This is a genomic window from Streptococcus sp. SN3, assembly GCF_030439905.1.
This window is the reverse complement of sequence record NZ_JAQFJF010000001.1, coordinates 793,127-816,465: the sequence shown is the minus strand read 5'-3', so window position 1 is coordinate 816,465 and position 23,339 is coordinate 793,127. Positions and strand designations below refer to the sequence as shown.

Annotated in this window: 25 protein-coding genes, 1 tRNA gene and 1 pseudogene; 26 read left to right on the top strand and 1 reads right to left on the bottom strand. The window is 43.9% G+C overall.

Annotated elements, in window-relative coordinates; all coding sequences use genetic code 11:
• The first annotated feature begins 15 nt into the window (after positions 1-15).
• From PCY71_RS03770 to PCY71_RS03735, 8 genes are all read left to right on the top strand, one after another.
• Positions 16-1,467 (top strand): APC family permease, encoded by a 1,452-nt coding sequence (locus tag PCY71_RS03770; protein ID WP_002909243.1) that lies wholly within the window; start codon positions 16-18, stop codon positions 1,465-1,467.
• Between the two features lie 190 nt (positions 1,468-1,657).
• Positions 1,658-2,383: a UMP kinase gene (gene pyrH / locus PCY71_RS03765; RefSeq protein ID WP_002894857.1), complete on the top strand. Its 726-nt coding sequence runs from the start codon at positions 1,658-1,660 to the stop codon at positions 2,381-2,383.
• Positions 2,384-2,402: 19 nt separating this feature from the next.
• Positions 2,403-2,960, top strand: a complete 558-nt coding sequence (gene frr, locus PCY71_RS03760) for a ribosome recycling factor (RefSeq protein ID WP_002894858.1) — start codon at positions 2,403-2,405, stop codon at positions 2,958-2,960.
• Positions 2,961-3,064: 104 nt separating this feature from the next.
• Positions 3,065-3,919 (top strand): RNA-binding virulence regulatory protein CvfB, encoded by an 855-nt coding sequence (gene cvfB / locus PCY71_RS03755; RefSeq protein WP_048774289.1) that lies wholly within the window; start codon positions 3,065-3,067, stop codon positions 3,917-3,919.
• Positions 3,920-3,987: 68 nt separating this feature from the next.
• A complete protein-coding gene (locus tag PCY71_RS03750) occupies positions 3,988-4,203 on the top strand; it encodes a YozE family protein (protein WP_002894860.1) in 216 nt (71 codons plus the stop codon).
• A 90-nt stretch (positions 4,204-4,293) separates the two neighbouring features.
• A complete protein-coding gene (locus tag PCY71_RS03745; RefSeq protein ID WP_002909245.1) occupies positions 4,294-5,283 on the top strand; it encodes a PhoH family protein in 990 nt (329 codons plus the stop codon).
• A gap of 107 nt (positions 5,284-5,390) precedes the next feature.
• Entirely contained in the window at positions 5,391-5,675 is a 285-nt protein-coding gene (locus PCY71_RS03740; protein ID WP_002909246.1) for a hypothetical protein, read from the top strand.
• On the top strand, positions 5,668-6,225 hold the full coding sequence (locus PCY71_RS03735; RefSeq protein WP_002909247.1) for a DUF6036 family nucleotidyltransferase: 558 nt from the start codon (positions 5,668-5,670) through the stop codon (positions 6,223-6,225). The genes PCY71_RS03740 and PCY71_RS03735 overlap by 8 nt, the downstream gene beginning before the upstream one ends.
• Before the next feature lie 93 nt (positions 6,226-6,318).
• Here PCY71_RS03735 and ald read toward each other — a convergent pair whose 3' ends face one another.
• Entirely contained in the window at positions 6,319-7,431 is a 1,113-nt protein-coding gene (gene ald / locus PCY71_RS03730) for an alanine dehydrogenase (RefSeq protein WP_002909248.1), read from the bottom strand.
• Between the two features lie 130 nt (positions 7,432-7,561).
• Here ald and PCY71_RS03725 point away from each other — a divergent pair, with 130 nt between their 5' ends.
• The 18 genes and pseudogenes from PCY71_RS03725 to PCY71_RS03640 all read left to right on the top strand — a co-directional run bounded on the left by PCY71_RS03725 (position 7,562) and on the right by PCY71_RS03640 (position 23,312).
• The gene (locus PCY71_RS03725; RefSeq protein ID WP_002909249.1) at positions 7,562-8,131 is read left to right on the top strand and encodes a GNAT family N-acetyltransferase; all 570 of its coding nucleotides are present in this window, start codon (positions 7,562-7,564) and stop codon (positions 8,129-8,131) included.
• A 48-nt stretch (positions 8,132-8,179) separates the two neighbouring features.
• Positions 8,180-8,252 (top strand) — tRNA-Thr (locus tag PCY71_RS03720).
• 224 nt (positions 8,253-8,476) lie between these two features.
• On the top strand, positions 8,477-8,974 hold the full coding sequence (ybeY, locus tag PCY71_RS03715) for an rRNA maturation RNase YbeY (RefSeq protein ID WP_002909250.1): 498 nt from the start codon (positions 8,477-8,479) through the stop codon (positions 8,972-8,974).
• Positions 8,955-9,353: a diacylglycerol kinase family protein gene (locus PCY71_RS03710; protein WP_002894866.1), complete on the top strand. Its 399-nt coding sequence runs from the start codon at positions 8,955-8,957 to the stop codon at positions 9,351-9,353. Before ybeY ends, PCY71_RS03710 begins: the two co-directional genes overlap by 20 nt.
• Before the next feature lie 66 nt (positions 9,354-9,419).
• A complete protein-coding gene (era, locus tag PCY71_RS03705) occupies positions 9,420-10,319 on the top strand; it encodes a GTPase Era (protein ID WP_002909251.1) in 900 nt (299 codons plus the stop codon).
• 26 nt (positions 10,320-10,345) lie between these two features.
• Positions 10,346-11,128, top strand: coding sequence for an alpha/beta fold hydrolase (locus PCY71_RS03700; RefSeq protein WP_048774275.1), 783 nt, complete (start codon positions 10,346-10,348; stop codon positions 11,126-11,128).
• Position 11,129: 1 nt separating this feature from the next.
• A complete protein-coding gene (locus PCY71_RS03695; protein ID WP_048774273.1) occupies positions 11,130-11,600 on the top strand; it encodes an NUDIX hydrolase in 471 nt (156 codons plus the stop codon).
• Between the two features lie 27 nt (positions 11,601-11,627).
• The gene (gene mutM, locus PCY71_RS03690; protein ID WP_048774271.1) at positions 11,628-12,452 is read left to right on the top strand and encodes a DNA-formamidopyrimidine glycosylase; all 825 of its coding nucleotides are present in this window, start codon (positions 11,628-11,630) and stop codon (positions 12,450-12,452) included.
• Between the two features lie 5 nt (positions 12,453-12,457).
• Entirely contained in the window at positions 12,458-13,054 is a 597-nt protein-coding gene (coaE, locus tag PCY71_RS03685) for a dephospho-CoA kinase (RefSeq protein WP_048774270.1), read from the top strand.
• Between the two features lie 3 nt (positions 13,055-13,057).
• Complete coding sequence (locus PCY71_RS03680; RefSeq protein ID WP_301412454.1) at positions 13,058-14,260, top strand: multidrug efflux MFS transporter; 1,203 nt, start codon at positions 13,058-13,060, stop codon at positions 14,258-14,260.
• Positions 14,260-14,409 carry a 50S ribosomal protein L33 gene (gene rpmG, locus PCY71_RS03675; protein ID WP_072074309.1) on the top strand — a complete coding sequence of 50 codons (150 nt, stop codon included), beginning with the start codon at positions 14,260-14,262 and terminating at the stop codon, positions 14,407-14,409. Before PCY71_RS03680 ends, rpmG begins: the two co-directional genes overlap by 1 nt.
• A 42-nt stretch (positions 14,410-14,451) precedes the next feature.
• Entirely contained in the window at positions 14,452-14,685 is a 234-nt protein-coding gene (gene secG / locus PCY71_RS03670; RefSeq protein WP_002894878.1) for a preprotein translocase subunit SecG, read from the top strand.
• Positions 14,686-14,774: 89 nt separating this feature from the next.
• Positions 14,775-17,123 carry a ribonuclease R gene (rnr, locus tag PCY71_RS03665; RefSeq protein WP_048774268.1) on the top strand — a complete coding sequence of 783 codons (2,349 nt, stop codon included), beginning with the start codon at positions 14,775-14,777 and terminating at the stop codon, positions 17,121-17,123.
• Positions 17,086-17,553, top strand: a complete 468-nt coding sequence (gene smpB, locus PCY71_RS03660) for an SsrA-binding protein SmpB (protein ID WP_002909260.1) — start codon at positions 17,086-17,088, stop codon at positions 17,551-17,553. The genes rnr and smpB overlap by 38 nt, the downstream gene beginning before the upstream one ends.
• Positions 17,554-17,728: 175 nt before the next feature.
• Positions 17,729-18,691: pseudogene (locus PCY71_RS03655) on the top strand (hypothetical protein).
• A 24-nt stretch (positions 18,692-18,715) separates the two neighbouring features.
• Entirely contained in the window at positions 18,716-19,759 is a 1,044-nt protein-coding gene (locus PCY71_RS03650; RefSeq protein WP_048774266.1) for a hypothetical protein, read from the top strand.
• 195 nt (positions 19,760-19,954) lie between these two features.
• The gene (gene tehB / locus PCY71_RS03645; protein ID WP_002909263.1) at positions 19,955-20,818 is read left to right on the top strand and encodes an SAM-dependent methyltransferase TehB; all 864 of its coding nucleotides are present in this window, start codon (positions 19,955-19,957) and stop codon (positions 20,816-20,818) included.
• 424 nt (positions 20,819-21,242) lie between these two features.
• Positions 21,243-23,312 (top strand): M13-type metalloendopeptidase, encoded by a 2,070-nt coding sequence (locus PCY71_RS03640; RefSeq protein WP_048774263.1) that lies wholly within the window; start codon positions 21,243-21,245, stop codon positions 23,310-23,312.
• Positions 23,313-23,339: the final 27 nt, after the last annotated feature.

Sequence of the window (23,339 nt, the reverse complement as noted above, 5' to 3'; positions counted from 1 at the left end):
AAAGGAGACGGTGTCATGAAAAAAGATCAGAACCAGCTAACCTGGCTGATGGTATCTCTGATTGCTTTTAATATGGTCTGGGGTCTGGGCAATGTAGTTAATAACTACTCCCAGCAAGGCATTTCTGTAATTGTTTCTTGGATTCTTATCCTAGCTATTTACTTTATTCCCTATGCCCTCATCGTGGGGCAGCTAGGCTCGACTTTTAAGGAGAGCGGAGGCGGTGTCAGTGACTGGGTGGAGAAAACCTCTACCAAGCGGCTGGCTTATTTCGCGGCCTGGACTTACTGGGTGGTGCATATTCCCTATCTAGCTCAGAAACCTCAGGGAGTTTTGATCCCGTTGGGCTGGGCAATTCAGGGAAATGGAGACTTTTTGAGCAGTCTTGATATTCACTGGATCGTTATTCTTAGCTTGCTGATTTTCGGTGCCTTTCTCTATTTGTCTACCAAGGGGCTGTCCACGCTCAAGGTGATTGGGGGCTTGGCAGGAAGTGCCATGCTCATCATGTCTTTCCTCTTTGTCCTCTTAGCAGTCGGGGCACCTTTTATCAAACCTGACATGCAGTTTGCGACGGCTAATATGGATAAGCTTAGCACTTACATTCCCAACTTTGACTTCTCTTATTTCACGACTATCTCCCTCTTAGTCTTTGCGGTCGGCGGGGCTGAGAAAATATCTCCTTACGTTAACCAAACACGCAATCCAGCCAAGGAATTTCCAAAGGGGATGATTGTCATGGCTGTCATGGTTGGTGCATCTGCTATCCTAGGCTCTATAGCTATGGGCATGCTTTTTGATGGCAGCAATATTCCTGAAGACCTGATGAGAAATGGTGCTTATCAAGCCTTCCAAAAGCTGGGCAACTATTGGGGAGTGGGCAATGTACTAGTAGTCATCTATGCCCTGACCAATATGGTTGGACAGATTGCAGCACTGGCTTTCTCTATTGACGCGCCTCTGCAAATCATGCTCAATAATGCTGATGAAGAGTTTGTCCCAAGTTGGCTGCGCAAGAGAACATCAAAAGGAGTCCTCATTAACGGTTACATCCTGACAGGGATTTTAGTTAGCTTCTTGATTATTCTGCCTATCTTTGGAATCAAAGAAATTGACGGCCTAGTCAAATGGATGACCAACCTCAACTCCATTGTTATGCCAATGCGGTATCTCTGGGTATTCCTGGCCTACATGATGTTGAACAAGGCCTGGAAGAAGTACAAGGATGCCGAGTACAAGTTTACCAAAAATCCCAAAGTTGGCTTTGCCATCGGAGCTTGGTGCTTCCTCTTTACAGCCTTTGCCTGCATTTTAGGAATGGTTCCGAAAGTGGACTTTGCCAAAGACCCAGCTGGCTGGCAATTCTCTCTCTTGACAAATATCCTGACGCCAATCGTCCTAATCAGTCTGGGTGTTATCCTGCCGCTCTTAGCTAAGCGGGAAAAGAAACAGTCGGTCAAGCAGTGAGTAGACCTTGTAAAAGATGATTGAAATATTCATTCCCAGTCCTATCTGATGATGGGGCTGGTTTTTCTGTGAAATGAGCTTGCCTGCTCTGCTATTTTACTAAAAGGAAAAAAGAAAAATTTCAGTGATTTAACTATATAAAAATCACAAAATGTGGTAAAATAGTACAGATAAAATAAGGAGTAAAAAAATGGTAGAACCTAAGTATAAGCGTATTTTGATTAAGTTGTCAGGTGAAGCTCTTGCCGGTGAAAAAGGCGTTGGTATTGATATTCAGACTGTTCAGAAGATGGCGGAAGAAATCAAAGAAGTTCATGATTTGGGAGTTCAAATTGCTCTGGTTATCGGAGGTGGAAACCTTTGGCGGGGTGAGCCAGCAGCAGAAGCGGGCATGGACCGCGTGCAGGCCGACTATACTGGTATGTTGGGCACTGTCATGAATGCGCTGGTAATGGCGGATTCGCTGCAGCAAGTCGGTGTAGATACGCGCGTGCAGACTGCGATTGCTATGCAGCAGGTTGCTGAACCTTACATCCGTGGTCGGGCCCTTCGTCATCTGGAAAAAGGTCGTATCGTCATTTTCGGTGCAGGTATTGGTTCTCCTTATTTTTCAACCGATACAACCGCTGCCTTACGGTCCGCAGAGATTGAAGCAGATGCGATTCTCATGGCTAAAAATGGCGTGGACGGTGTTTACAATGCCGATCCTAAGAAAGACAAAACCGCTGTTAAGTTTGATGAGCTGACCCACCGGGATGTCATCAGCAAGGGACTGCGGATTATGGACTCAACGGCTTCGACTCTGTCTATGGACAATGACATTGACTTGGTTGTCTTTAACATGAATGAGCCGGGCAATATCAAACGCGTTGTTATCGGTGAGCAAATCGGAACAACAGTATCAAATAATTTATAAGAACGGAGATTAGAAACTCATGGCAAATGCAATTGTAGAAAAAGCAAAAGAAAGAATGACCCACTCGCACCAAAGTCTGGCTCGTGAATTTGGTAGCATCCGTGCAGGCCGCGCCAATGCCAGCCTTTTGGACCGCATCCATGTGGAGTACTATGGAGTAGAAACTCCTCTAAACCAAATCGCTTCGATTACGATTCCGGAAGCGCGTGTTCTTTTGGTGACACCTTTTGACAAGTCTTCTATCAAGGACATTGAGCGTGCGCTTAATGCTTCTGACCTCGGGATTACGCCAGCCAGCGATGGCTCTGTGATTCGGCTGGTCATTCCTGCTCTGACAGAGGAAACTCGCCGGGACTTGGCTAAAGAAGTGAAAAAGGTCGGTGAAAATGCTAAAGTTGCCATCCGTAACATCCGCCGCGATGCTATGGACGAAGCTAAGAAGCAGGAAAAAGCCAAAGAAATCACTGAAGACGAATTGAAGACCTTGGAAAAGGATATTCAAAAAGTAACGGATGATGCTGTCAAACATATCGACGAGATGACAGCAAATAAAGAAAAAGAACTTTTAGAAGTTTAACATTTTTATCAGAATCAAAACTCAGTTGGCTTTGGCTGACTGAGTTGTTTTAACATCAAAAATCCTTGCCTAGTTTGAAGAAGCAAGGTAGAAAATAGGTCTATATGAATACAAATCTTGCCAGCTTCATCGTGGGTATCATCACGGATGAAAATGATCGCTTTTACTTTGTTCAAAAGGATGGTCAGGTTTATGCTCTTTCTAAGGAAGAGGGGGCGCATGAGCTGGGTCAGTCTGTCAAAGGCTTTGCCTATAGCGATATGAAGCAGAAGCTTCGCCTGACAACCCTTGAAGTCACGGCTACTCAAGAGCAGTTTGGCTGGGGAACAGTAACGGAGGTCCGCAAGGATTTAGGCGTCTTTGTTGATACCGGTCTGCCGGATAAGCAAATCGTTGTGTCACTTGACATCTTGCCAGAAATCAAGGAACTCTGGCCTAAGAAAGGCGACCGCCTCTATATTCGTCTCGATGTGGACAAAAAAGATCGTATCTGGGGACAACTGGCTTATCAAGAGGATTTCCAGCGTCTGGCTCATCCTGCTTACAATAACATGCAAAATCAAAACTGGCCAGCCATCGTTTATCGGCTCAAGCTTTCTGGCACTTTTGTCTACCTGCCGGAGAATAATATGCTGGGCTTCATTCATCCGAGCGAGCGCTATGCAGAGCCTCGTCTCGGTCAGGTCTTGGACGCACGGGTGATTGGCTTCCGTGAAGTAGACCGCACCCTTAACCTCTCCCTCAAGCCTCGTTCCTTTGAAATGCTGGAAAACGATGCCCAGATGATTCTGACCTATCTGGAGAGCAATGGGGGCTTCATGACCTTGAATGATAAATCTTCACCAGACGACATCAAGGCTACCTTTGGCATTTCCAAAGGCCAGTTTAAAAAAGCTCTGGGTGGGCTGATGAAAGCTGGTAAAATCAAGCAGGACCCGACTGGAACAGAGTTGGTGTGAGGATAAAGAATCACGTATCTAGAGCTGATGCTTGGAAGGATACTGTCTTAAAGAAATGAAAGGAACCTATGAGAAAGTCTTTTTACAGCTGGCTGATGACAGAGCGCAATCCTAAGAGCAAGGAGCCCAAGGCTATTTTGGCGGATTTGGCTTTTCAGGATACGGCCTTTCCCAAGCATACGGATGATTTTGATGAGGTCAGTCGTTTTCTAGAGGAGCATGCAAATTTTTCCTTTAACCTTGGTGAGTTCGATGCTATTTGGGAAGAGTATCAGGCCCATTAAGTGGATAGTGGCTAGGGATAGTCATTTTCTGCTTGCTTTGATATAATAAAGATAATTCATTCAAAAAAATAAAATAGAGAGGTTCTTTGTTTGCAGGAACATTCAGTAGAATTGAAACTGGGCCATCCAGATGATGCCTTTCATCTCTTTGGCTCTAATGAACGCCATCTGCGCCTAATGGAGCAGGAATTGAAGGTAACTATTCACGCCCGAACCGAGATTGTGCAGATTTTAGGTACGGAAGCTGCCTGTGAAGAGACTCGACAGGTCATTCAGGCTCTGTTGGTCTTGGTCAATCGTGGCATGACCATCGGGACACCCGATGTTGTGACAGCCATTACCATGGTCAAAAATGATGAAATTGATAAGTTTGTAGCTCTTTACGAAGAAGAGATTATCAAGGACAGCTATGGCAAGCCGATTCGGGTCAAGACACTTGGCCAGAAAATCTATGTAGACAGTGTTAAAAATCATGATATTGTTTTTGGTATCGGGCCAGCCGGAACAGGGAAGACCTTTCTGGCAGTGACTTTGGCGGTGACAGCTCTTAAACGTGGTCAGGTCAAGCGAATCATCTTAACGCGGCCGGCAGTAGAAGCTGGTGAGAGTTTGGGCTTTCTGCCTGGTGACCTTAAGGAAAAGGTGGATCCATATCTGCGTCCGGTCTATGATGCCTTGTATCAGATTTTGGGTAAGGACCAGACGACTCGCCTTATGGAGCGAGAAATCATTGAGATTGCTCCCCTAGCCTATATGCGGGGGCGGACGCTGGATGATGCCTTTGTGATACTAGACGAAGCTCAGAACACCACCATCATGCAGATGAAGATGTTTCTGACACGTCTCGGCTTTCAGTCCAAGATGATTGTCAATGGAGATATCAGTCAGGTTGACCTGCCTCGCAATGTTAAGTCGGGCCTCATTGATGCTCAGGAGAAATTAAAGAACATCTCCCAGATCGACTTTGTGCATTTCTCAGCTAAGGATGTCGTTCGCCATCCAGTGGTGGCGGAGATTATCCGAGCTTATGAACCAACTCCTGTTAAAGAGGCAGCAACTGAGCCAGAAGAAATGGAATAAGAGAACTAAATATCAGTTCACATCGGCCATGATATAGAATTTTTAAGGTTTATAAAATGATTAAAAGTGATTATCAGGAAAGATAGAATTTTAAAAAGAGGTAGAAGATGGATTGGTATGATTACATGATTAATGCTTCTAGGCAATCAAGGTTTAACGCCAGTCATTGGTTTCGTTACCTTAGAAAGGTTATTTTTGAAGATAGTTCTTATTTGACTGACAAAGATGTGGAACGTTTGTTGTCTTCAAAAGAGTTGACAGATTTTCAAAAGGTTAGTCTGAAATATGCTCTACAAGAACACACTCCAACGCATGAGTATGTAGTTTCTTTAAACAAACCTGCTAAGTTAACAAATGTTCAAGAGCTGATGGAGAGATATAAGCATGGATAAAATGAAACCAGTTTTTGAAGCCTTAAATCAAGAATTGGCCCAAGCCAATCTTACTTTAACTATTATCTGTGTTGGGGGCTATGTCTTGGAACATCATGGCTTGCGAGCAACGCAAGATGTAGATGCTTTTTACCAAGAAAACCAAAAAATCAATGAGATTATTGCGAGAGTAGGACAACGATTTAACCTCAATACTCATGAAGAACTTTGGCTCAATAATAATGTAGCGAGCATGAACAAGCAACCTGCGGTTGACTTATGTGAGACCTTATATACTTTTAGTCATTTAACGGTTTTAATGGTTCCGATTGAATATGTTTTAGGGATGAAAATGATTAGCATTAGAGAGCAGGATTTGAAAGATATCGGAGCTATTATCAAATACAAAGATTTTCATTCCCCATTCAAAACCTTTGAGGACCTGAGAAAGTTGGGCTTTGATACGATTGATTTTTCTGTTCTTTTAGAAGGTTTTAGTCATGCCTATGGTATGGAATGGCTAGAGGAATTTTTCAAAGAAAATCAAGAAAAGCTAAAGAGGTATTACTAAAGGAAGAATTTGATTTTTATCTAATAACATACGAAAAGAGCAGATTTATTTCTGCTCTTTTTGTGCGATTGATTTTAAAGTCGAAATGTTCGACTAAACGAGTTCGTCAATAGATGTGTAGTCCTTGTTGAGGCCTTCTGCAACTGGCTGACTGGTGATGTGGCCTTGGTAGGTTGTGACACCTTGACGCAGGCCTTGGTCATCTTCAATGGCTTGTTTGAAGCCTTTCTCTGCCAAGGCTTCAATATAAGGAAGGGTGACATTGGTCAAGGCGATAGTAGAAGTGCGGGCTACGGCACCAGGAATATTAGCAACTGCATAGTGGAGAACACCATGTTTTTCATAGACAGGCTCGGTGTGAGTCGTTACGCGGTCGGCTGTTTCAATGACACCGCCTTGGTCAACGGCTACGTCTACAATGACAGAGCCTGGACGCATTTGCTTAACCATATCGTCTGTCACCAGTTTTGGAGCCTTCGCACCAGGGATGAGGACGGCACCGATCACGACATCTGCCTCTCGAACGCTAGCTTCGATATTGAAAGGATTTGACATGAGGGTCTGGATTTGATGGCCGAAGACATCTTCTAGGACAGACAGACGCTTAGCGCTGATATCCAGAATAGTCACTTGAGCACCTAGTCCTAGAGCGATGCGAGCGGCATGAGTTCCAACGACACCGCCACCGATGATGGTTACTTTTCCTTTCGGAACACCCGGAACACCGCCAAGAAGTACACCAGATCCACCTTCACGCTTAGTCAGGAAGTGGGCTCCGATTTGGACCGCCATCCGACCAGCCACCTCACTCATAGGTACCAAGAGTGGCAGTTGTCCATCTTGATCGCGGACAGTTTCGTAGGCCAGACCAGTCGTCTTGGCACTGGTCATAGCATCTGCTAGCTCAGGAGCGGCAGCCATGTGCAGGTAGGTAAAGAGCAAGAGGTCATCACGGAGGAATCCATATTCAGCTGCCAGAGGTTCTTTGACCTTGACCACTAGCTCAGCTGCCCAAGCTTCTGCAGCAGTAGGGACGATTTTTGCACCTTGCTTTTCATAGTCTGCATCTGTAAAACCAGATCCCAGCCCTGCATTTGTCTCAATCAGCACTTCATGGCCTTTACCAACGAGGCTGTGAACACCAGCTGGTGTCAGAGCGACACGATTTTCATTGTTTTTGATTTCTTTTGGAATACCGATTAACATAAAAAATATGCTCCTTTTTTAAGATGTTTTTATTGTATATGAAAACGCTTCAAAAATCAAGAAAAAATCGGAGTGGTTTGCTTTCATTAGTGAATTGTGCTATTCTGTTAAGAAAAAATAGGAGGCCCCGATGGAAAATATCTATGTCAAGCTGGCCCGTCATGCAAGACTGGAAACTGAGCGGCTGATTCTGCGTCCAGTGACCTTGGACGATTCCTCGGCGATGTTTGAGTATGCTTCGGATGAAGAAAATACTCGCTATACCTTTGAGACTAACAAAAGCCTGGAAGAAACACGCAATAATATCGCTCTCTTTTATCTGGCCAATCCTCTGGGGCGCTGGGGAATAGAAATGAAGGAAAGCGGCAAATTCATCGGGACTATTGACCTGCATAAGATCAGGCTGGACTTGAAAACAGCGGCTATCGGCTATGTAATCAATAAAAAATACTGGAATCAGGGCTATACGACAGAGGCCAATCGCGCAGTCATCAAGTTGGCTTTTGAGGAAATCGGGATGAACAAACTTGTAGCGCTGCACGATGTGGATAATCCAGCATCTGGCCGGGTTATGGTCAAGTCTGGTATGAAATATTCCCACGAAGAGCCTTATGCATCACTAGATAAACATGAGAAAGGCCGCATTGTGATGCGGGTCCATTACTATCTGACTAAGGAAGATTATTTTGCAAAAAAATGAGAAAGGATATTGACAAGCACCTATCTACATGATATATTAGATAGGTACGCTGATTTAGCTCAGTTGGCAGAGCGCATCCATGGTAAGGATGAGGTCGCCGGTTCGATCCCGGCAATTAGCATCTTGTAGGACAAGGTTGGGTTTTCCCAGCCTTTTCTTTTTGTCAACGATAGCTGGTCGTGGAATGCAAAGTTTCGGGAAGAAACATAATAAAAATAGCTGCTTTTGTCTTTGCGGTGAGAGGTTGACAAATCTGCTCTGCTATTTTCCAAAACCCTGCCCTTGGTTCCCTAAAGTGAGTCAAAATATGATATAATAAGGTAATACTAGCAAAGCGGGTAAGATATGTATATCGAAATGGTAGATGAAACAGGTCAGGTTTCGGAAGAGATTCTTAAACAGACTCAGGAAATTTTGGAGTTTGCGGCCCAGAAAACGGGCAAGGGAAATAAGGAAATGGCTGTGACTTTTGTCAGCAATGCGCGCAGTCATGAACTCAACTTGGAATATAGAGATACGGATCGGCCAACGGATGTGATTAGCTTGGAGTACAAGCCTGAGCTGGACATTGCTGTTGACGAAGAGGATTTGCTGGACCACCCTGAGCTAGCTGAGATGCTGGAAGATTTTGACGCCTATATCGGTGAGCTGTTCATTTCAGTGGACAAGGCGCGTGAGCAGGCTGAAGAATACGGCCACAGCTTTGAGCGGGAGATGGGCTTTTTGGCAGTGCATGGTTTTCTGCATATCAACGGCTATGATCACTATACGCCTGAAGAAGAAGCAGAAATGTTTGGTTTACAGGAAGAAATTTTAACTGCTTATGGACTCACAAGGAAATAACAAACGCAAATGGAAAAATCGAGATGTCGTCTCGAGTCTGGAATTTGCTTTAACCGGTATTTTTACAGCCTTTAAAGAGGAACGCAATCTGCGTAAGCATGTTCTTTCGGCTCTGGCAGTGATAGTTGCGGGACTGATTTTTGACTTGTCCGCTATAGAATGGCTCTTTCTCTTTTTGAGCATTTTTCTGGTCATTGCCTTTGAGATTGTCAATTCTGCCATTGAAAATGTCGTAGATCTGGCCAGCGATTACCACTTTTCTATGCGGGCAAAGAATGCCAAGGACATGGCGGCGGGAGCTGTTCTGGTCGTGTCTGGCTTTGCTGTTGTGACGGGACTGATTATTTTTGTTCCCAAGATTTGGGATTGGATTTTTTAAAGACTTGAAAATCGGGGGAGACTGCCGATTTTCTGCTGTTTTAATGGAAATAATAGAGGTGGAATAATGACTTTTAAATCAGGTTTTGTAGCTATTTTAGGACGTCCTAATGTTGGGAAATCAACCTTTTTGAATCATGTTATGGGGCAAAAGATTGCCATCATGAGCGATAAGGCTCAGACCACACGCAATAAGATTATGGGGATTTACACGACGGATAAGGAGCAGATTGTCTTTATCGATACGCCGGGAATCCATAAGCCTAAGACGGCTCTAGGCGATTTTATGGTGGAAGCAGCTTACAGCACCCTGCGTGAGGTGGATACCGTCCTCTTCATGGTGCCGGCTGATGAGCCGCGTGGCAAGGGCGATGACATGATTATCGAACGCCTGAAAGCGGCTAAAGTACCAGTTATTTTGGTAGTTAATAAGATTGATAAAGTCCATCCAGATCAGCTTTTAGCACAAATTGATGATTTCCGCCAGCAGATGGACTTCAAAGAAATCGTGCCGATTTCAGCCCTGCAGGGCAACAATGTGTCCCATCTGGTTGACATCCTCAGTGAAAATCTGGAGGAAGGCTTCCAGTATTTCCCAGAAGACCAGATTACTGACCATCCGGAGCGTTTTCTGGTATCTGAGATGATTCGGGAGAAAGTTTTGATGCTGACAAGGGAGGAAATTCCCCACTCAGTCGCGGTGGTTGTTGACAGTATGAAGCGAGACGAGGAGACGGACAAGATCCATATTCGAGCGACGATCATGGTGGAGCGCGACAGCCAAAAAGGCATTATCATCGGTAAAGGTGGTTCCATGCTGAAGAAAATCGGATCCATGGCTCGGCGCGATATTGAGCTCATGCTGGGGGACAAGGTCTTCCTAGAAACTTGGGTCAAGGTCAAGAAAAACTGGCGGGACAAGAAGCTGGACTTGGCGGACTTTGGCTATAATAAGAAGGAGTATTGAGGTTTTCTAAGCTAGTAAGTGAGGTGATGGAGATGCCGTCATTATTCATTGATGAAAGAGGGGAGCAAAATCCAAAAAGTATTATCTTTTTGCATGCTTCAGGCTCTAGCAGTCAGATGTGGCGACACCATGTTGCTGCGCTTGAGCAAGATTTTCATTGCATTCTTTTGGATTTACCTGGTCACGGAGTCAGTCATAATATTGAGTGGACAAACTTTGATGATGTCGTGGAAATGATTGTGGCTGTCATTAACAGCAAAGCACATGGCAAGCCGCACTTGGTTGGGCTTTCATTAGGCGGTTCCCTCATACTTAAGTTGTTGGAAAAACATTCCAGTCTTATAGATAAAGTCATTGTGGATGGGGCAAGTCCTCAGCCAATTAAGGGCTATCGCAAGATCATTGCCATTGTCTATCTGATGTCTTTCTTGAAAAATACTAAATTTGTAGCTAATTTCCTGACAAAGATGATGCAAGAGGACGGAGCACCTGTCCAAGACGTTCAGCGCTTTGTTGCAGATTTCCAAAGAGCTGAACAGCGCTCATTTCGCCATGCGATGTCACAGGCAAATCTGTTGAGACTTGACTTGCAGTTTGATAATCCTGCTTTCTTTGTCTCAGGTGGAAAAGAAGCTGAGACCATTCATGACTGGCACCACAGGTTGGCGCAGAAAAATGCTAGGTCTGAATGGGTCTATTATCATGACAAAGGGCATGCTTGGCTTTTTAGTGATGTGGATACGCATATTCAGCTACTAGGCTATTTCTTTCAAAACGCTGCCTTTCCAGATAAATTGAAAGGATTTTGATATGGACTATATTTCCTATATTCGCTCCAAGGTGGGGCATGATAAGGTTATTCTGAATTTTGCTGGTGGAATTCTAGCAGACGAGGACGGTCGTGTGCTTCTGCAGTTGCGAGGCGATAAGAAAACATGGGCGATTCCTGGAGGAGCTATGGAGCTTGGGGAGACTTCTCTTCAAGCAGCCGTGCGTGAATTTTACGAAGAGACAGGCATTGCTGTTGAAGCTAAGCGCTTGCTGAATGTTTATACGAATTTTGATGAATCTTATCCTAATAGTGACAAAGTGCAGACGGTTGTCTTTATGTATGAATTCCAGGCGCTGGAGAATGTTGATATCTCCAATTTTCATAATGAGGAAACACTGCGTTTAGGCTTTTTTTCTAAAGAAGAAATAGCAGAACTGGAAAATGTATCGGATAAACACCGCCTGATGCTGGATGAGTATTTTTCGGACAGCTTTGCTATGGGGCTTTGATATTAGGAAGAATAAGAAAGGAGCTTTATGCCTGAATTACCTGAAGTGGAAACGGTTCGGCGTGGTTTGGAGCGTCTGGTGGTTGGTAAGACAATTGATCAGGTGCAGGTCCGCTATACTAAGATGATTGGTACGGGAGTGGACAGCTTTGTCCACGACTTGCCAGGCCAGACCATTGAAAGGATTGGCCGTCGGGGCAAGTATTTGCTCTTTTACCTGACAGGCGGAGTGCTGGTTTCCCATTTGCGAATGGAAGGCAAGTATCTTTTTTATCCTGATGCGGTGCCTGAGCGCAAGCATGCCCATGTCTTTTTCGAAATGACGGATGGTGGGACGCTTGTTTATGAGGATGTCCGCAAGTTTGGGACCATGGAGCTGTTCAGAAAGGATCAGCTGGAGGCTTATTTTGCTGCCAGAAAGCTTGGTCCTGAGCCGACAGAGGCGGACTTTCTTTTGTCGCCTTTTGCAGCAGCTTTGAGTCGTTCCAAGAAGCCCATCAAACCCTATTTGCTAGAGCAGACCTTGGTCGTTGGTCTGGGCAATATCTATGTAGATGAGGCCCTTTGGCGGGCGCGGATTCATCCGGCAAGGCCAGCAGCTAGTCTGAAGCCTGCTGAAGTGAAGCGACTGCGTGAGCAGATTATAGAAGTTTTGCAGCTTGGGATTGAAAAAAGAGGATCGACCATTCGGACCTACCGCAATGCTTTGGGTGAGGATGGCACGATGCAGGATTTTCTGCAGGTCTATGGAAAGACTGGTCAACCTTGTGCTAGATGCGGCAGCCCGATTGAGAAAATTAAGCTGGGCGGACGCGGTACACATCTCTGTCCTCATTGCCAGAAAGCGAGGTAGCTGTCATGGTAAGAATTATCGGTATTACTGGTGGTATTGCCTCGGGTAAGTCAACAGTGACAGAGTTTTTGAGGCAGCAGGGCTACAAAGTCATTGATGCGGATCAAGTAGTGCATGAGCTGCAGGAGCCAGGGGAACGGCTTTATCAAGCTCTTTTATCTACTTTTGGTCCAGCTATTTTACAGGAAGATGGCCGCTTGGATCGGTCTAAGCTGGGAGCTATGATTTTTGGGAATCCAGACCTTTTGGCGCAGTCTAGCCAGCTTCAGAACGAAATTATCCGCGAGGAACTGGCTGGCAGGCGAGATTTGCTGGCAGAGATGGAAGATATCTTTTTTATGGATCTTCCCTTGCTGTTTGAGTTACAATATGAAGACTGGTTTGACCAGATCTGGCTAGTGGATGTGACGAAGGAAACTCAGCTCAGTCGCCTTATGGCTCGAAATGCTCTCAGTCAGGAAGAGGCGGAAAAACGCATAGCAGCTCAGCTATCTCTCCGAGAAAAACGAAAGAGGGCGGACGTGTTGATTGATAATAATGGCTCGCTTGAGGAAACTCGACAGCAGCTTCGCGATGCTTTGCAGAAATTAGAAAGAAGATGATTTATCACGTCACAAGTAAATTGGAAACATAACCTGAAAGTCGCTTGGTTTGGGAATTTCCTGACAGGCGCCAGCATTTCTCTGGTGACGCCTTTTATGCCACTTTTCGTAGAGCAGCTGGGGGCTAGAGGTCATGAGGTTGAGTATTACGCTGGGCTAGGGATTTCTCTCTCGGCAATCTCAGCGGCCCTGCTCTCTCCTGTTTGGGGAAGTCTGGCTGATCGATATGGCCGCAAGCCTATGATGATACGTGCAGCTACTGCCATGGTTTTCACTATGGGAGGTATTGCTTTTGTACCCAATATTTTCTGGCTCTTGCTCCTACGCTTTCTAAACGGTGTTTTCGCTGGTTATGTTCCCAACAGCACAGCTCTGATTGCCAGTCAGGCTCCCAAGGAAAAAACGGGTTATGCTCTGGGAACTCTCTCGACCGGTGTCGTTGCGGGTAATCTTATGGGGCCATTTATTGGCGGTCTGATTGCGGAGATGTTCGGTATTCGCAATGTCTTTCTTCTGATTGGCGGATTCTTTCTAGTGGCAGCCCTGATGACTTTTTATTTGATTCGGGAGGATTTTGTGCCAGTGAGCCGACAAGAAGAGGTAGGCTTTAAGGAATTGCTGCGCCAACTCAGGTATCCTAAGATGCTGATGAATCTCTTTCTGACCAGCTTTGTTATCCAGTTTGCAGCTCAATCTATTAGCCCTATTCTTGCCCTCTATGTCAGAGAACTGGGTCAAAAGGACAATCTGATTTTTGTTTCGGGTCTCATCGTTTCTAGCATGGGACTTTCCAGCATGATGAGCTCCAGCATTCTGGGGCGGTTAGGAGATCGTATCGGCAATCACCGGCTTCTGGTGCTGGCTCAGTTCTATTCAATCCTGATTTATCTGCTCTGTGCCAATGCTGGCTCCCCTATGCAGCTGGGCTTTTATCGCTTTTTATTTGGCCTAGGAACAGGTGCGCTGATACCAGGAGTCAATGCTCTGCTAAGTAAGATAACACCCAAATTTGGAATCTCTAGGATTTTCAGCTATAATCAGATATTCTTTTATCTGGGCGGGGTGGTCGGTCCTATGTCTGGATCGGTCATTGCGGCAGCCTATGGCTATCATTCAGTCTTTTATGCAACAGCAGGGCTAGTCGCCATCAGTATGTTGGCCAATCTCTTTAGTTTTCGAAATTTATTTAAAAAGAAGGATATCTAGTGCGCGTTAAAATAAATTTAAAATGTTCCAGCTGCGGCAGTCAGAATTATCTGACCAGCAAAAATACTAAAACGCATCCGGAAAAAATTGAGGTCTTAAAGTATTGTCCCAAGGAAAGAAAAGTTACTTTACATCTTGAATCCAAGTAGATTTTATGATAAAATAGATAGGATTTTAAGGAGTTTTTATTTATGTACAACCTATTATTAACCATTTTAGTCATTTTATCAGCTATTATTGTCATTGCAATTTTCATGCAACCAACCAAAAATCAGTCCAGCAACGTCTTTGATGCCAGTGCCAACGATTTGTTTGAACGTCCTAAGGCACGAGGTTTTGAAGCTGTGATGCAGCGTATGACGGGAATCATGATTTTCTTCTGGCTACTGATTGCATTGGTATTAGCAGTATTATCTAGTAAATAAAATGGGCTCTGACTTCGTCTTGGCCTATTTTTTAAGTTTTAAAGAGATTTAGCAAGGATGAAGAAAACGCTCATCAAGAGAAGAGGAATATGAAATCAGAAATCATTGAATATTTAAAAGATAGGCAGCAGGCTAGCGTAGATGAGCTGGCGGCTGCTTTGGGGAAAGAGTCTTCCAAGGACTTTAGCAGCTTGGTTAAGACAATCTCCCAGATGGAAAGAAAGCATCAGATTCGATTTGATGACAAGGGGCGGATTGAGCTTTATGAGAAGAAAAAGCAGGAGTGTCTGACGCTCAAGGGTGTTTTTCATGCCCACAAGAATGGCTTTGGCTTTGTCACCCTGAATGAGGAAGAGGATGACCTCTTTGTCGGCCGTAATGATGTCAATCATGCCATTGATGGCGATACGGTGGAAGTAGTCATTACCAAGGTGGCAGATCTTATCAAGGGAACATCAGCTGAGGCTAAGGTTATCGATATTTTGGAGCACAGTCTGACCTCAGCAGTTGGCCAGCTGGTTCTGGATGAGGAAAAGCCCAAGTACGCAGGCTATATCCGCTCGAAAAATCAGAAAATCCGCCAGCCTATTTATGTCAAAAAACCGGCCTTAGTTCTGGATGGCACAGAGGTGCTCAAGGTGGCTATTGACAAATATCCGACTAAGAAACACGATTTCTTCGTGGCCAGTCTGGTCGATGTAGTCGGCCATGTCAATGATCCAGGCATTGATGTACTGGAAGTGCTGGAGTCGATGGATATCGTCTCCGAATTTCCAGAAAAGGTCTTGGAAGAGGCTGAGCGGGTTCCGGACACACCGACTGAGAGTGATTTGGAAGGGCGTTTGGACCTGCGCGATGAGATTACCTTTACTATCGATGGAGCGGATGCCAAGGATTTGGATGATGCTATCCATATCAAGCGTCTGAAAAATGGCAACTTTGAGCTAGGCGTCCATATCGCAGATGTGTCCTACTATGTCAAAGAAGGCTCTGAGCTGGACAAGGAAGCCCTCAATCGAGCAACCTCTGTCTATGTGACCGACCGCGTGGTACCTATGCTTCCGGAGCGCCTGTCCAACGGTATCTGCTCCCTCAATCCCAATGTGGACCGTCTGACCCAGTCGGCTATCATGGAGATTGATGCCAAGGGGCGCGTGGTCAAGCATAGCATTACCCAGACAGTTATCAAGACGACCTTCCGCATGACCTACAGCGATGTCAACGACATCATCGCAGGAGATGAGGAAAAAGCTGCGCAGTTCAAAGCCATTGTGCCTAGTATTGACAGCATGGTCCAGCTGCATGAGATTATGGAAAGCATGCGCTTTAAACGTGGTGCGCTTAACTTTGATACCAATGAAGCCAAAATCATGGTCAACAAGGAAGGACGCCCAGTGGATATTGTCCTGCGTCAGCGGGGAATTGCCGAGCGAATGATTGAGTCCTTTATGCTGGTGGCGAATGAGACGGTGGCTGAGCATTTTGCTAAGCTAAATCTGCCCTTCATCTATCGGATCCACGAGGAGCCTAAGGCGGAGAAGGTGCAGAAGTTCATTGACTACGCCTCTAGCTTTGGGATTCGGATATACGGGACGGCTAACTCTATGAGTCAGCAGGCTCTGCAGGATATTATGGAGGCAGTCAAAGACCAGCCTTATGAGGATGTCCTGTCCATGATGCTTCTGCGCTCCATGCAGCAGGCTCGCTACTCTGAGCACAATCACGGTCACTATGGTCTGGCAGCGGAGTTTTATACGCATTTCACCAGTCCGATTCGCCGCTATCCGGACCTTCTGGTTCATCGGATGGTACGGGATTATGGCAAGTCTAAAGCAATAGCAGAGCATTTTGAGCAAGTGATTCCAGAGATTGCCAGTCAGTCTTCCAGCCGAGAGCGTCGGGCTATCGAGGCCGAGCGTGAAGTCGAAGCCATGAAGAAGGCTGAGTACATGGAAGAATTTGTTGGGGAAGAGTTTGACGGCGTGGTTTCAAGCGTGGTCAAGTTTGGACTCTTCGTTGAACTGCCCAATACGGTTGACGGCTTGATCCATGTTACTAACCTGCCAGAGTTTTACAGCTACAATGAGCGGACTATGACCCTGCAAGGAGAAAAGTCTGGCGTGGTCTTCAAGGTCGGTCAGCAGATTCGCATCAAGCTGGTTCGAGCGGATAAGGCTACAGGCGAGATTGACTTTGAATACCTGCCTAGTGAATTTGACCTGGTAGAAAAGACTAGCAAGAGTGGCAGAGGCAAGTCAGGCAGAAAGAGACGCCGTGAGGATGACAAGCGCAGCCATTCTTCCAAAGAAAAAGGCAACAGAGATAAGAAAGATAAGAAGTCCAAGAAAGGCAAGAGCCAGAAGGCATTTTACAAGGAACTAGTCAAGAAAGGAGCCAAGCATGGCAAAGGGAGAAGGAAAGGTCGTCGCGCAAAATAAAAAGGCCAGACACGACTACACCATCGTAGACACCATCGAGGCTGGCATGGTGCTGACCGGGACGGAAATCAAGAGTGTCCGTGCCGCTCGTATCAATCTAAAAGATGGCTTTGCTCAGATTAAGAACGGTGAGGCCTGGCTCAGCAATGTCCATATCGCGCCTTATGAAGAGGGTAATATCTGGAACCAAGAGCCTGAGCGCCGCAGAAAGCTGCTGCTGCATAAGAAGCAGATCCAAAAGCTGGAGCAGGAGACCAAGGGAACCGGCATGACGCTGGTGCCGCTCAAGGTCTATCTCAAGGACGGTTATGCTAAGCTGCTCCTGGGCCTAGCTAAAGGGAAGCACGACTACGACAAGCGCGATTCCATCAAACGCCGCGAGCAAAACCGCGACATCGCAAGACAAATGAAGAACTTTAATACAAGATGAAAGACTGGGTGACCGGTCTTTTTGAGTATTCAACTCTGACTTTTGATTTATGCTATAATGGAAAGGATGAAGTTTGAGGATGACCACTTTTGGTGAATGATTGATGAAAAAGTGGATTGACTCCGAGGACTATCAAAATAAATGGCTAGATGAATTAAAAAGTGGTGGTAAGCAAATGAAACTCAATAAAAAGCTATTCATATTTATATTCTGTTTGATTCTGACTTCCGTGGCTTCACTGACTTTTTTTCTAGATGGGAAGAAGAAAGAATATGCTAAGAGTGAATATTGTGTTGAAGGAATACAGCTATTTAATAAAGATAAATATGTTTTGGTTGGCAGTAAAGAAACTGATTCTTTTCGCTATAGTCAAAATTATATAACGGATTTTAAATACAACAGTTTGGATGAATATGACAGTGTAAGTTCATCTAAAGTAAATAAAGAGGAATATTTCAAAATCAAGATTTATGATTTGCGCGATTCCACCAAAATAACTAGCAAAGAAGTCGATATCTATAGTTTGTTAGGACGAGAGAATACTTATAGGCTTAAGCAGATTCAGGAGTAGTTCTCAAGGGATGGAAAAGAATATTTATCCTTTAGCATGTATTCGAACGAAGGCAGTAAGATAGAAAAAATTATATACGTAATTCTGTCGTTGGATACGGGAAAAATCGAAAAGAAGATGTCAGAAAATGAGTTCAATGAATTTTTAAGTAAAGAGGATATCACAATTTTTCCTGTGGAGGCTTCTTCGCCTATGGCTACCAATTGGAAAAAAGGAGGTATAGAGAGTCAGATTAGTTCTTCAACATCAAATTATCACTTAGGATATGGACCAGGTTACTTAGTAGCTTCTTATGATAAAGGTAATTTAGAACTTTCAGGTACTAATTTTGCAAAACTTTATCCAGAAATTGCGAAAAAGATGAAAGAAATGAATAAAATCTATTTCCGTCCAGACCAATACAATGAGGAGGAGTGGTTTAATGATTTAATTCATTGGTTTGCGTCCGAAGGTCAGGATGTAATGGAACTTTATGCAACAGATGAAACAACTGGAGAGAAAACACAGATTCGATCTTTTAATGATTTCAAGCATTGGGTTGAAACCCATCCACAAAAAGAAAAATAGAAACGATAAGAAGAAAGGTAAAAAATGATAAGAAAACTATTGTTAAGTCTTCTTGCTGTAGCAGTCTTGGGACTTGCCATATTTGCTTGGCAGTGTCATTTAAAACAAGAACAGGTTCGAAAAGCTGAGGAAGAAAAAGAAACTTATGAATCCTTAAATTATTATACAGGAACTTTTACCATTGATGACTATTCTTTTCTTGAAAATGGTACAGGGGTAGCTGTTCATTGGAAATCAGAAAATCCAGAGGAAGATGCTTTAGTTCGCAAGTATGCCACTCTGAAAAACGCAGATAGACCAGTGCAAGTGACAATTGGTGCGCGTAATGCCAACTATATTGTTCGAGAGAACATGAAACTTCCTTCAGGACCGAATTATCTTGATAAAAAAAATGAAGATAACTATTATACCTTATCCATTTACCACGTTAAGAATCAACAGCTAGAAGGCTATAAAGAAGATTTATATAAATTAGTTTCAGACTATAATTCTAAATATTTACCTAGAGGAATAGAGGAAACATTAACTGTCATTGATGGAAATAATTATTTGTCTATTCTTGCCTCTGAGTCTGGGGAACATGAGAAGTTTCAAACTCTTTGGTACAATCTTGATACTCGAAAAATTGAATGGGAAGATAATAAGACAGCACAATTTCAAAGTCCCACCTTTAATTTTAAACTAAATACGCAACAATTTAAAGAAAAGTTGGGGAATTTTAGATTTCCTATTATATATCCTTTAGGCGAAGCTGTGGATACAAGTTGGATTCGAAATATCTTGATGGCGCAAACAGACCCAAAGGCAGCGGCATTATTGGAAAAAACGAACTCTCAACTTTATATACTTGATAAGAGCGTTAAGGACTATCTAGAGTTCTATAGTCTATTGGTTCCTTCGAATACAGACTTATATGAAGGTGTAATTCCAGCAAGTATCAGTAAAGATGGATTGGAACATCCTTTTAACTCTAAAGAGGAATTCAACCAGTTTTATGATGAGAGTAAGGATAAGGAATTAATGAAACAAAAACAGAATAAATCAATTTTACAAGAAAGGGTATACTGATGAGTCGTAAAGAGATAGATGCTGAAAAGTAAAAGAAAGTAAACTTTCTATGTGAGAAAGAACTGGCTGATTGACCAGTTCTTTCTTTTTGCAGGGAAGGACCTTTCAATTTGCCACTTGCCAAGTCGGTTCTTTTCGAGTATGATAAAGACAGTTAGATTATTCGGAGCTTGGCTTTCAGAGAAAGGATTTTTTATGACAGAAGAATTGCTAGCCTATAAACGTATGCCGCTGTGGACGGCTGAGACCATGCCAGAAGCGGTAAAGAGAAAGCACAATACCAAAGAGGGAACTTGGGGCAAAATCACTGTTCTCAAGGGACGCCTTAAGTTTGTTGAGATGTCAGAGGAAGGTGAGGAGCTGGCTGAGCGCATTTTTGAGGCTGGTCAGGACAATCCTTTTGTCCAGCCCCAAGCTTGGCATCGAGTCGAAGCACTGACAGATGATTTGGAGTGGTATTTGGAGTTTTACTGTCGGCCTGAGGATTATTTCCCTAAGAAATACGGCAGTAATCCAGTGCATTCAGAGGTTTTGGAAGCCATGCAGACAGTCCGGCCAGGGCGGGCCTTAGATCTAGGCTGTGGTCAGGGCCGCAATGCTCTTTTTCTGGCCAAGCAGGGCTTTGAAGTAACGGCCGTAGATCAGAATGAGCTGGCACTGGAGATCTTACGTAGCATTGTGGAGCAGGAGGATTTAGATCTGCCAGTGGGTAGCTACGATATCAACTCAGCTAGTTTGACCCAGACTTATGATTTGATCGTTTCCACTGTTGTACTTATGTTCCTGCAGGCGGAGCGGATTCCGGATATTATCCGCAATATGCAAGAGCATACAGCGCTTGGTGGCTACAATCTCATCGTCTGTGCTATGGATACAGAAGACTTCCCATCCTCTGTTCCCTTTCCTTTTACTTTTAAGGAAGGTGAGCTTGCTGAGTATTACAAGGACTGGGAGCTGGTTAAGTACAATGAAAATCCTGGTCATCTCCATCGCCGTGATGAAAACGGCAATCGAATTCAGTTGCGCTTTGCGACTATGCTGGCTAAAAAGGTGCAGTAGAAGACAGTAGGACAGAACTTGATTTTTTAAAATTTAGCTTGGCTCACTTATTTTGAGGCTTAGGTTTAAAAGGTCTGGGAGACAATTTAAATTGTCTCAGCCACAATATTTTTTGAACATAATAAAGCTAGACTGAGGCATTTTTGTCTCAGTCTTTTTTATTTTAGTAAAAAACTTTAGAAATATTTTAGAATTTCTTGAGAAATATCTGAAGTTTGGAGGCTATACTAGAAAGTGCAAGGAGGAGAGAAAAGAGCTGGAAGCAACAGGACAGCTGATAGAAACTTTAGTTTTTCTTTAAGTGTGAGTCTAGAGCAGATCACTTTTAAAAGCAGACTGAATGACCTTATTTTCTCCTCTTGCGCCAAATTTTTCCAGACCTTCAGTTTTCTGTTGACGAGGAAAAAAGAATATGTTAAAGTAAATGAGTAAAATAAAAAAGTCAATTATATTTTACTTAATATACAAGGAGGAACTCATGAAGAAAAGAACCAAAATCATTCTAACTTCTACGTTGACTGTGACCGGCCTAATCTTGGCTGCTGGTGGCTACTGGGCTTATAAGACCTTTGTCCCTCAGGAGACACCGATCGATAAGAATGCCACAGTGAGGACCAATTACTATCAAGCCATCAATAAAAAATGGCTGGAAAAGGCAGAAATCCCTAGCGACCAGCCGTCTAACGGTGTGTTTTATGAACTGAACGAGCAGGTCAAGGATAAGATGAAGGCGGATGTCAAAAATCTAGTCTCTGGTAAAGAAGAGTCAACGATTGAAGGCATGCCTGAGTTTATCAAATACTATCAGCAAGCTACTAACTTCAAGCAGCGGGAAAAGGATGGCCTAGCCCCTCTCAAGCCCTATCTCAAGGAAATTGAAGACTTGTCCGATCTGAAGGACCTAGCTGGCAAGACTGTTGACTGGGAAAAACGCGGTTTGGCTCTGCCGTTTACCTTTGAAATTAGTTCTAACCTAGAAAATACCAATCAGAAACAAGTGAATCTGTCCAGTCCAAGTCTTATGCTGCCGGATAAGAGCTATTATGAAGATGAAGGTGCTAAGAAAAGGATGATGGATCCGCTGGAAAAAGCATTCAAAGAAGCCTTTCAAAAGCTAGGCTATAGTGAAAAAGATAGCGAAAAGATCGTCAAAGAAGCCTTAGAATTTGATGGAGAATTGGCCAAGTATGCCCAAAGTAATGAAGAAACTTCGGAAATTAAAAATCTTCACCACCCTAAGACGGCAGAAGACATCAATGCCTACTCTGATACCTTTAAGTTTCACGATATTATCAATGACTATCTAGGCCAGGAATCTGGTGATGTCAATGTACCTAATCCTAAGTATTATGAAAATTTTGCCAAGGTAGTTAATGACAAGAACTTTGGCAAGCTCAAATCTTGGATGCTTGTGAAGCAGGCAGCATCAGCATCTAGTTTTCTAACCGATGACTATCGGCTGATTTTTGCAGAGTACCAAAAATCCTTGCAAGGTACTAAGGAAGCAACTTCAAAAGAAGATGCAGCATACAATCTGACAACAGGAACTTTTTCAGATGTCTTCAGTCTTTACTACGGTCGCAAATATTTTGGTGAGGAAGCCAAGCAAGAAGTGACCCAAATGGTCAAGGATATCAAGGAAGTCTATCGGGAACGTATGCTGAAAAACGAATGGCTATCAGAAGAAACCAAACAGAAGGCAGTCAAGAAGCTGGATACGATGAAACTCTATATCGGCTATCCTGAAAAAGTTCGCGAAGTGACTAAGGCCTTGAAAGTAGACGATAAAAAATCCTTCTTTGAGAATGCAATTTCTTTGAGTCAGGCAAAGCATCAATATGATGTTGAGCACTTCTCTGAGCCAGTAGACAAGGACGAGTGGGTCATGCCTTCCTATGATATCAACGCTTACTACTCACAGGAAAATAACAGTATCAACTTCCCAGCCGCAATCCTGCAGAATCCATTCTTTGATGTTAAGCAAGAGATGGAAAAGAACTACGGCGGTATCGGTATGGTTATCGGTCACGAGATTACTCACGCCTTCGACTCAAACGGTGCAAACTTTGATGAAGAGGGAAATTTGAACAATTGGTGGACAGAAGCAGATAAGAAAGCTTTTGACAAGAAAATTGAAGCTGTTACCAAGCAGTGGGATGGTATTGAAATCTACGGCGGCAAGGTCAACGGAAAGCTTACGGTAACAGAAAATGTAGCCGATGCAGGTGGGCTTTCAGCTACTCTCGAAGTCGTTAAAAAGAAATATCCAGATGCAGACTTGAAGAATTACTTTGAAAACTATGCCAATATCTGGAGAAGCAAGGCTAGTCTGCAATTTAACCAACTTCTCTTGAAGGTGGATGTCCATGCTCCGGCCGAGCTACGGGTCAACCAACAACTCAAAAATGTAGAGGCCTTCTATGAAACCTATCCAGAAATCAAAGAAGGTGATGCCATGTATCTGGCTCCAGATAAGCGGGTCAGCGTATGGTAAGATTACTTGTCTAGGAAAAGATGAGAA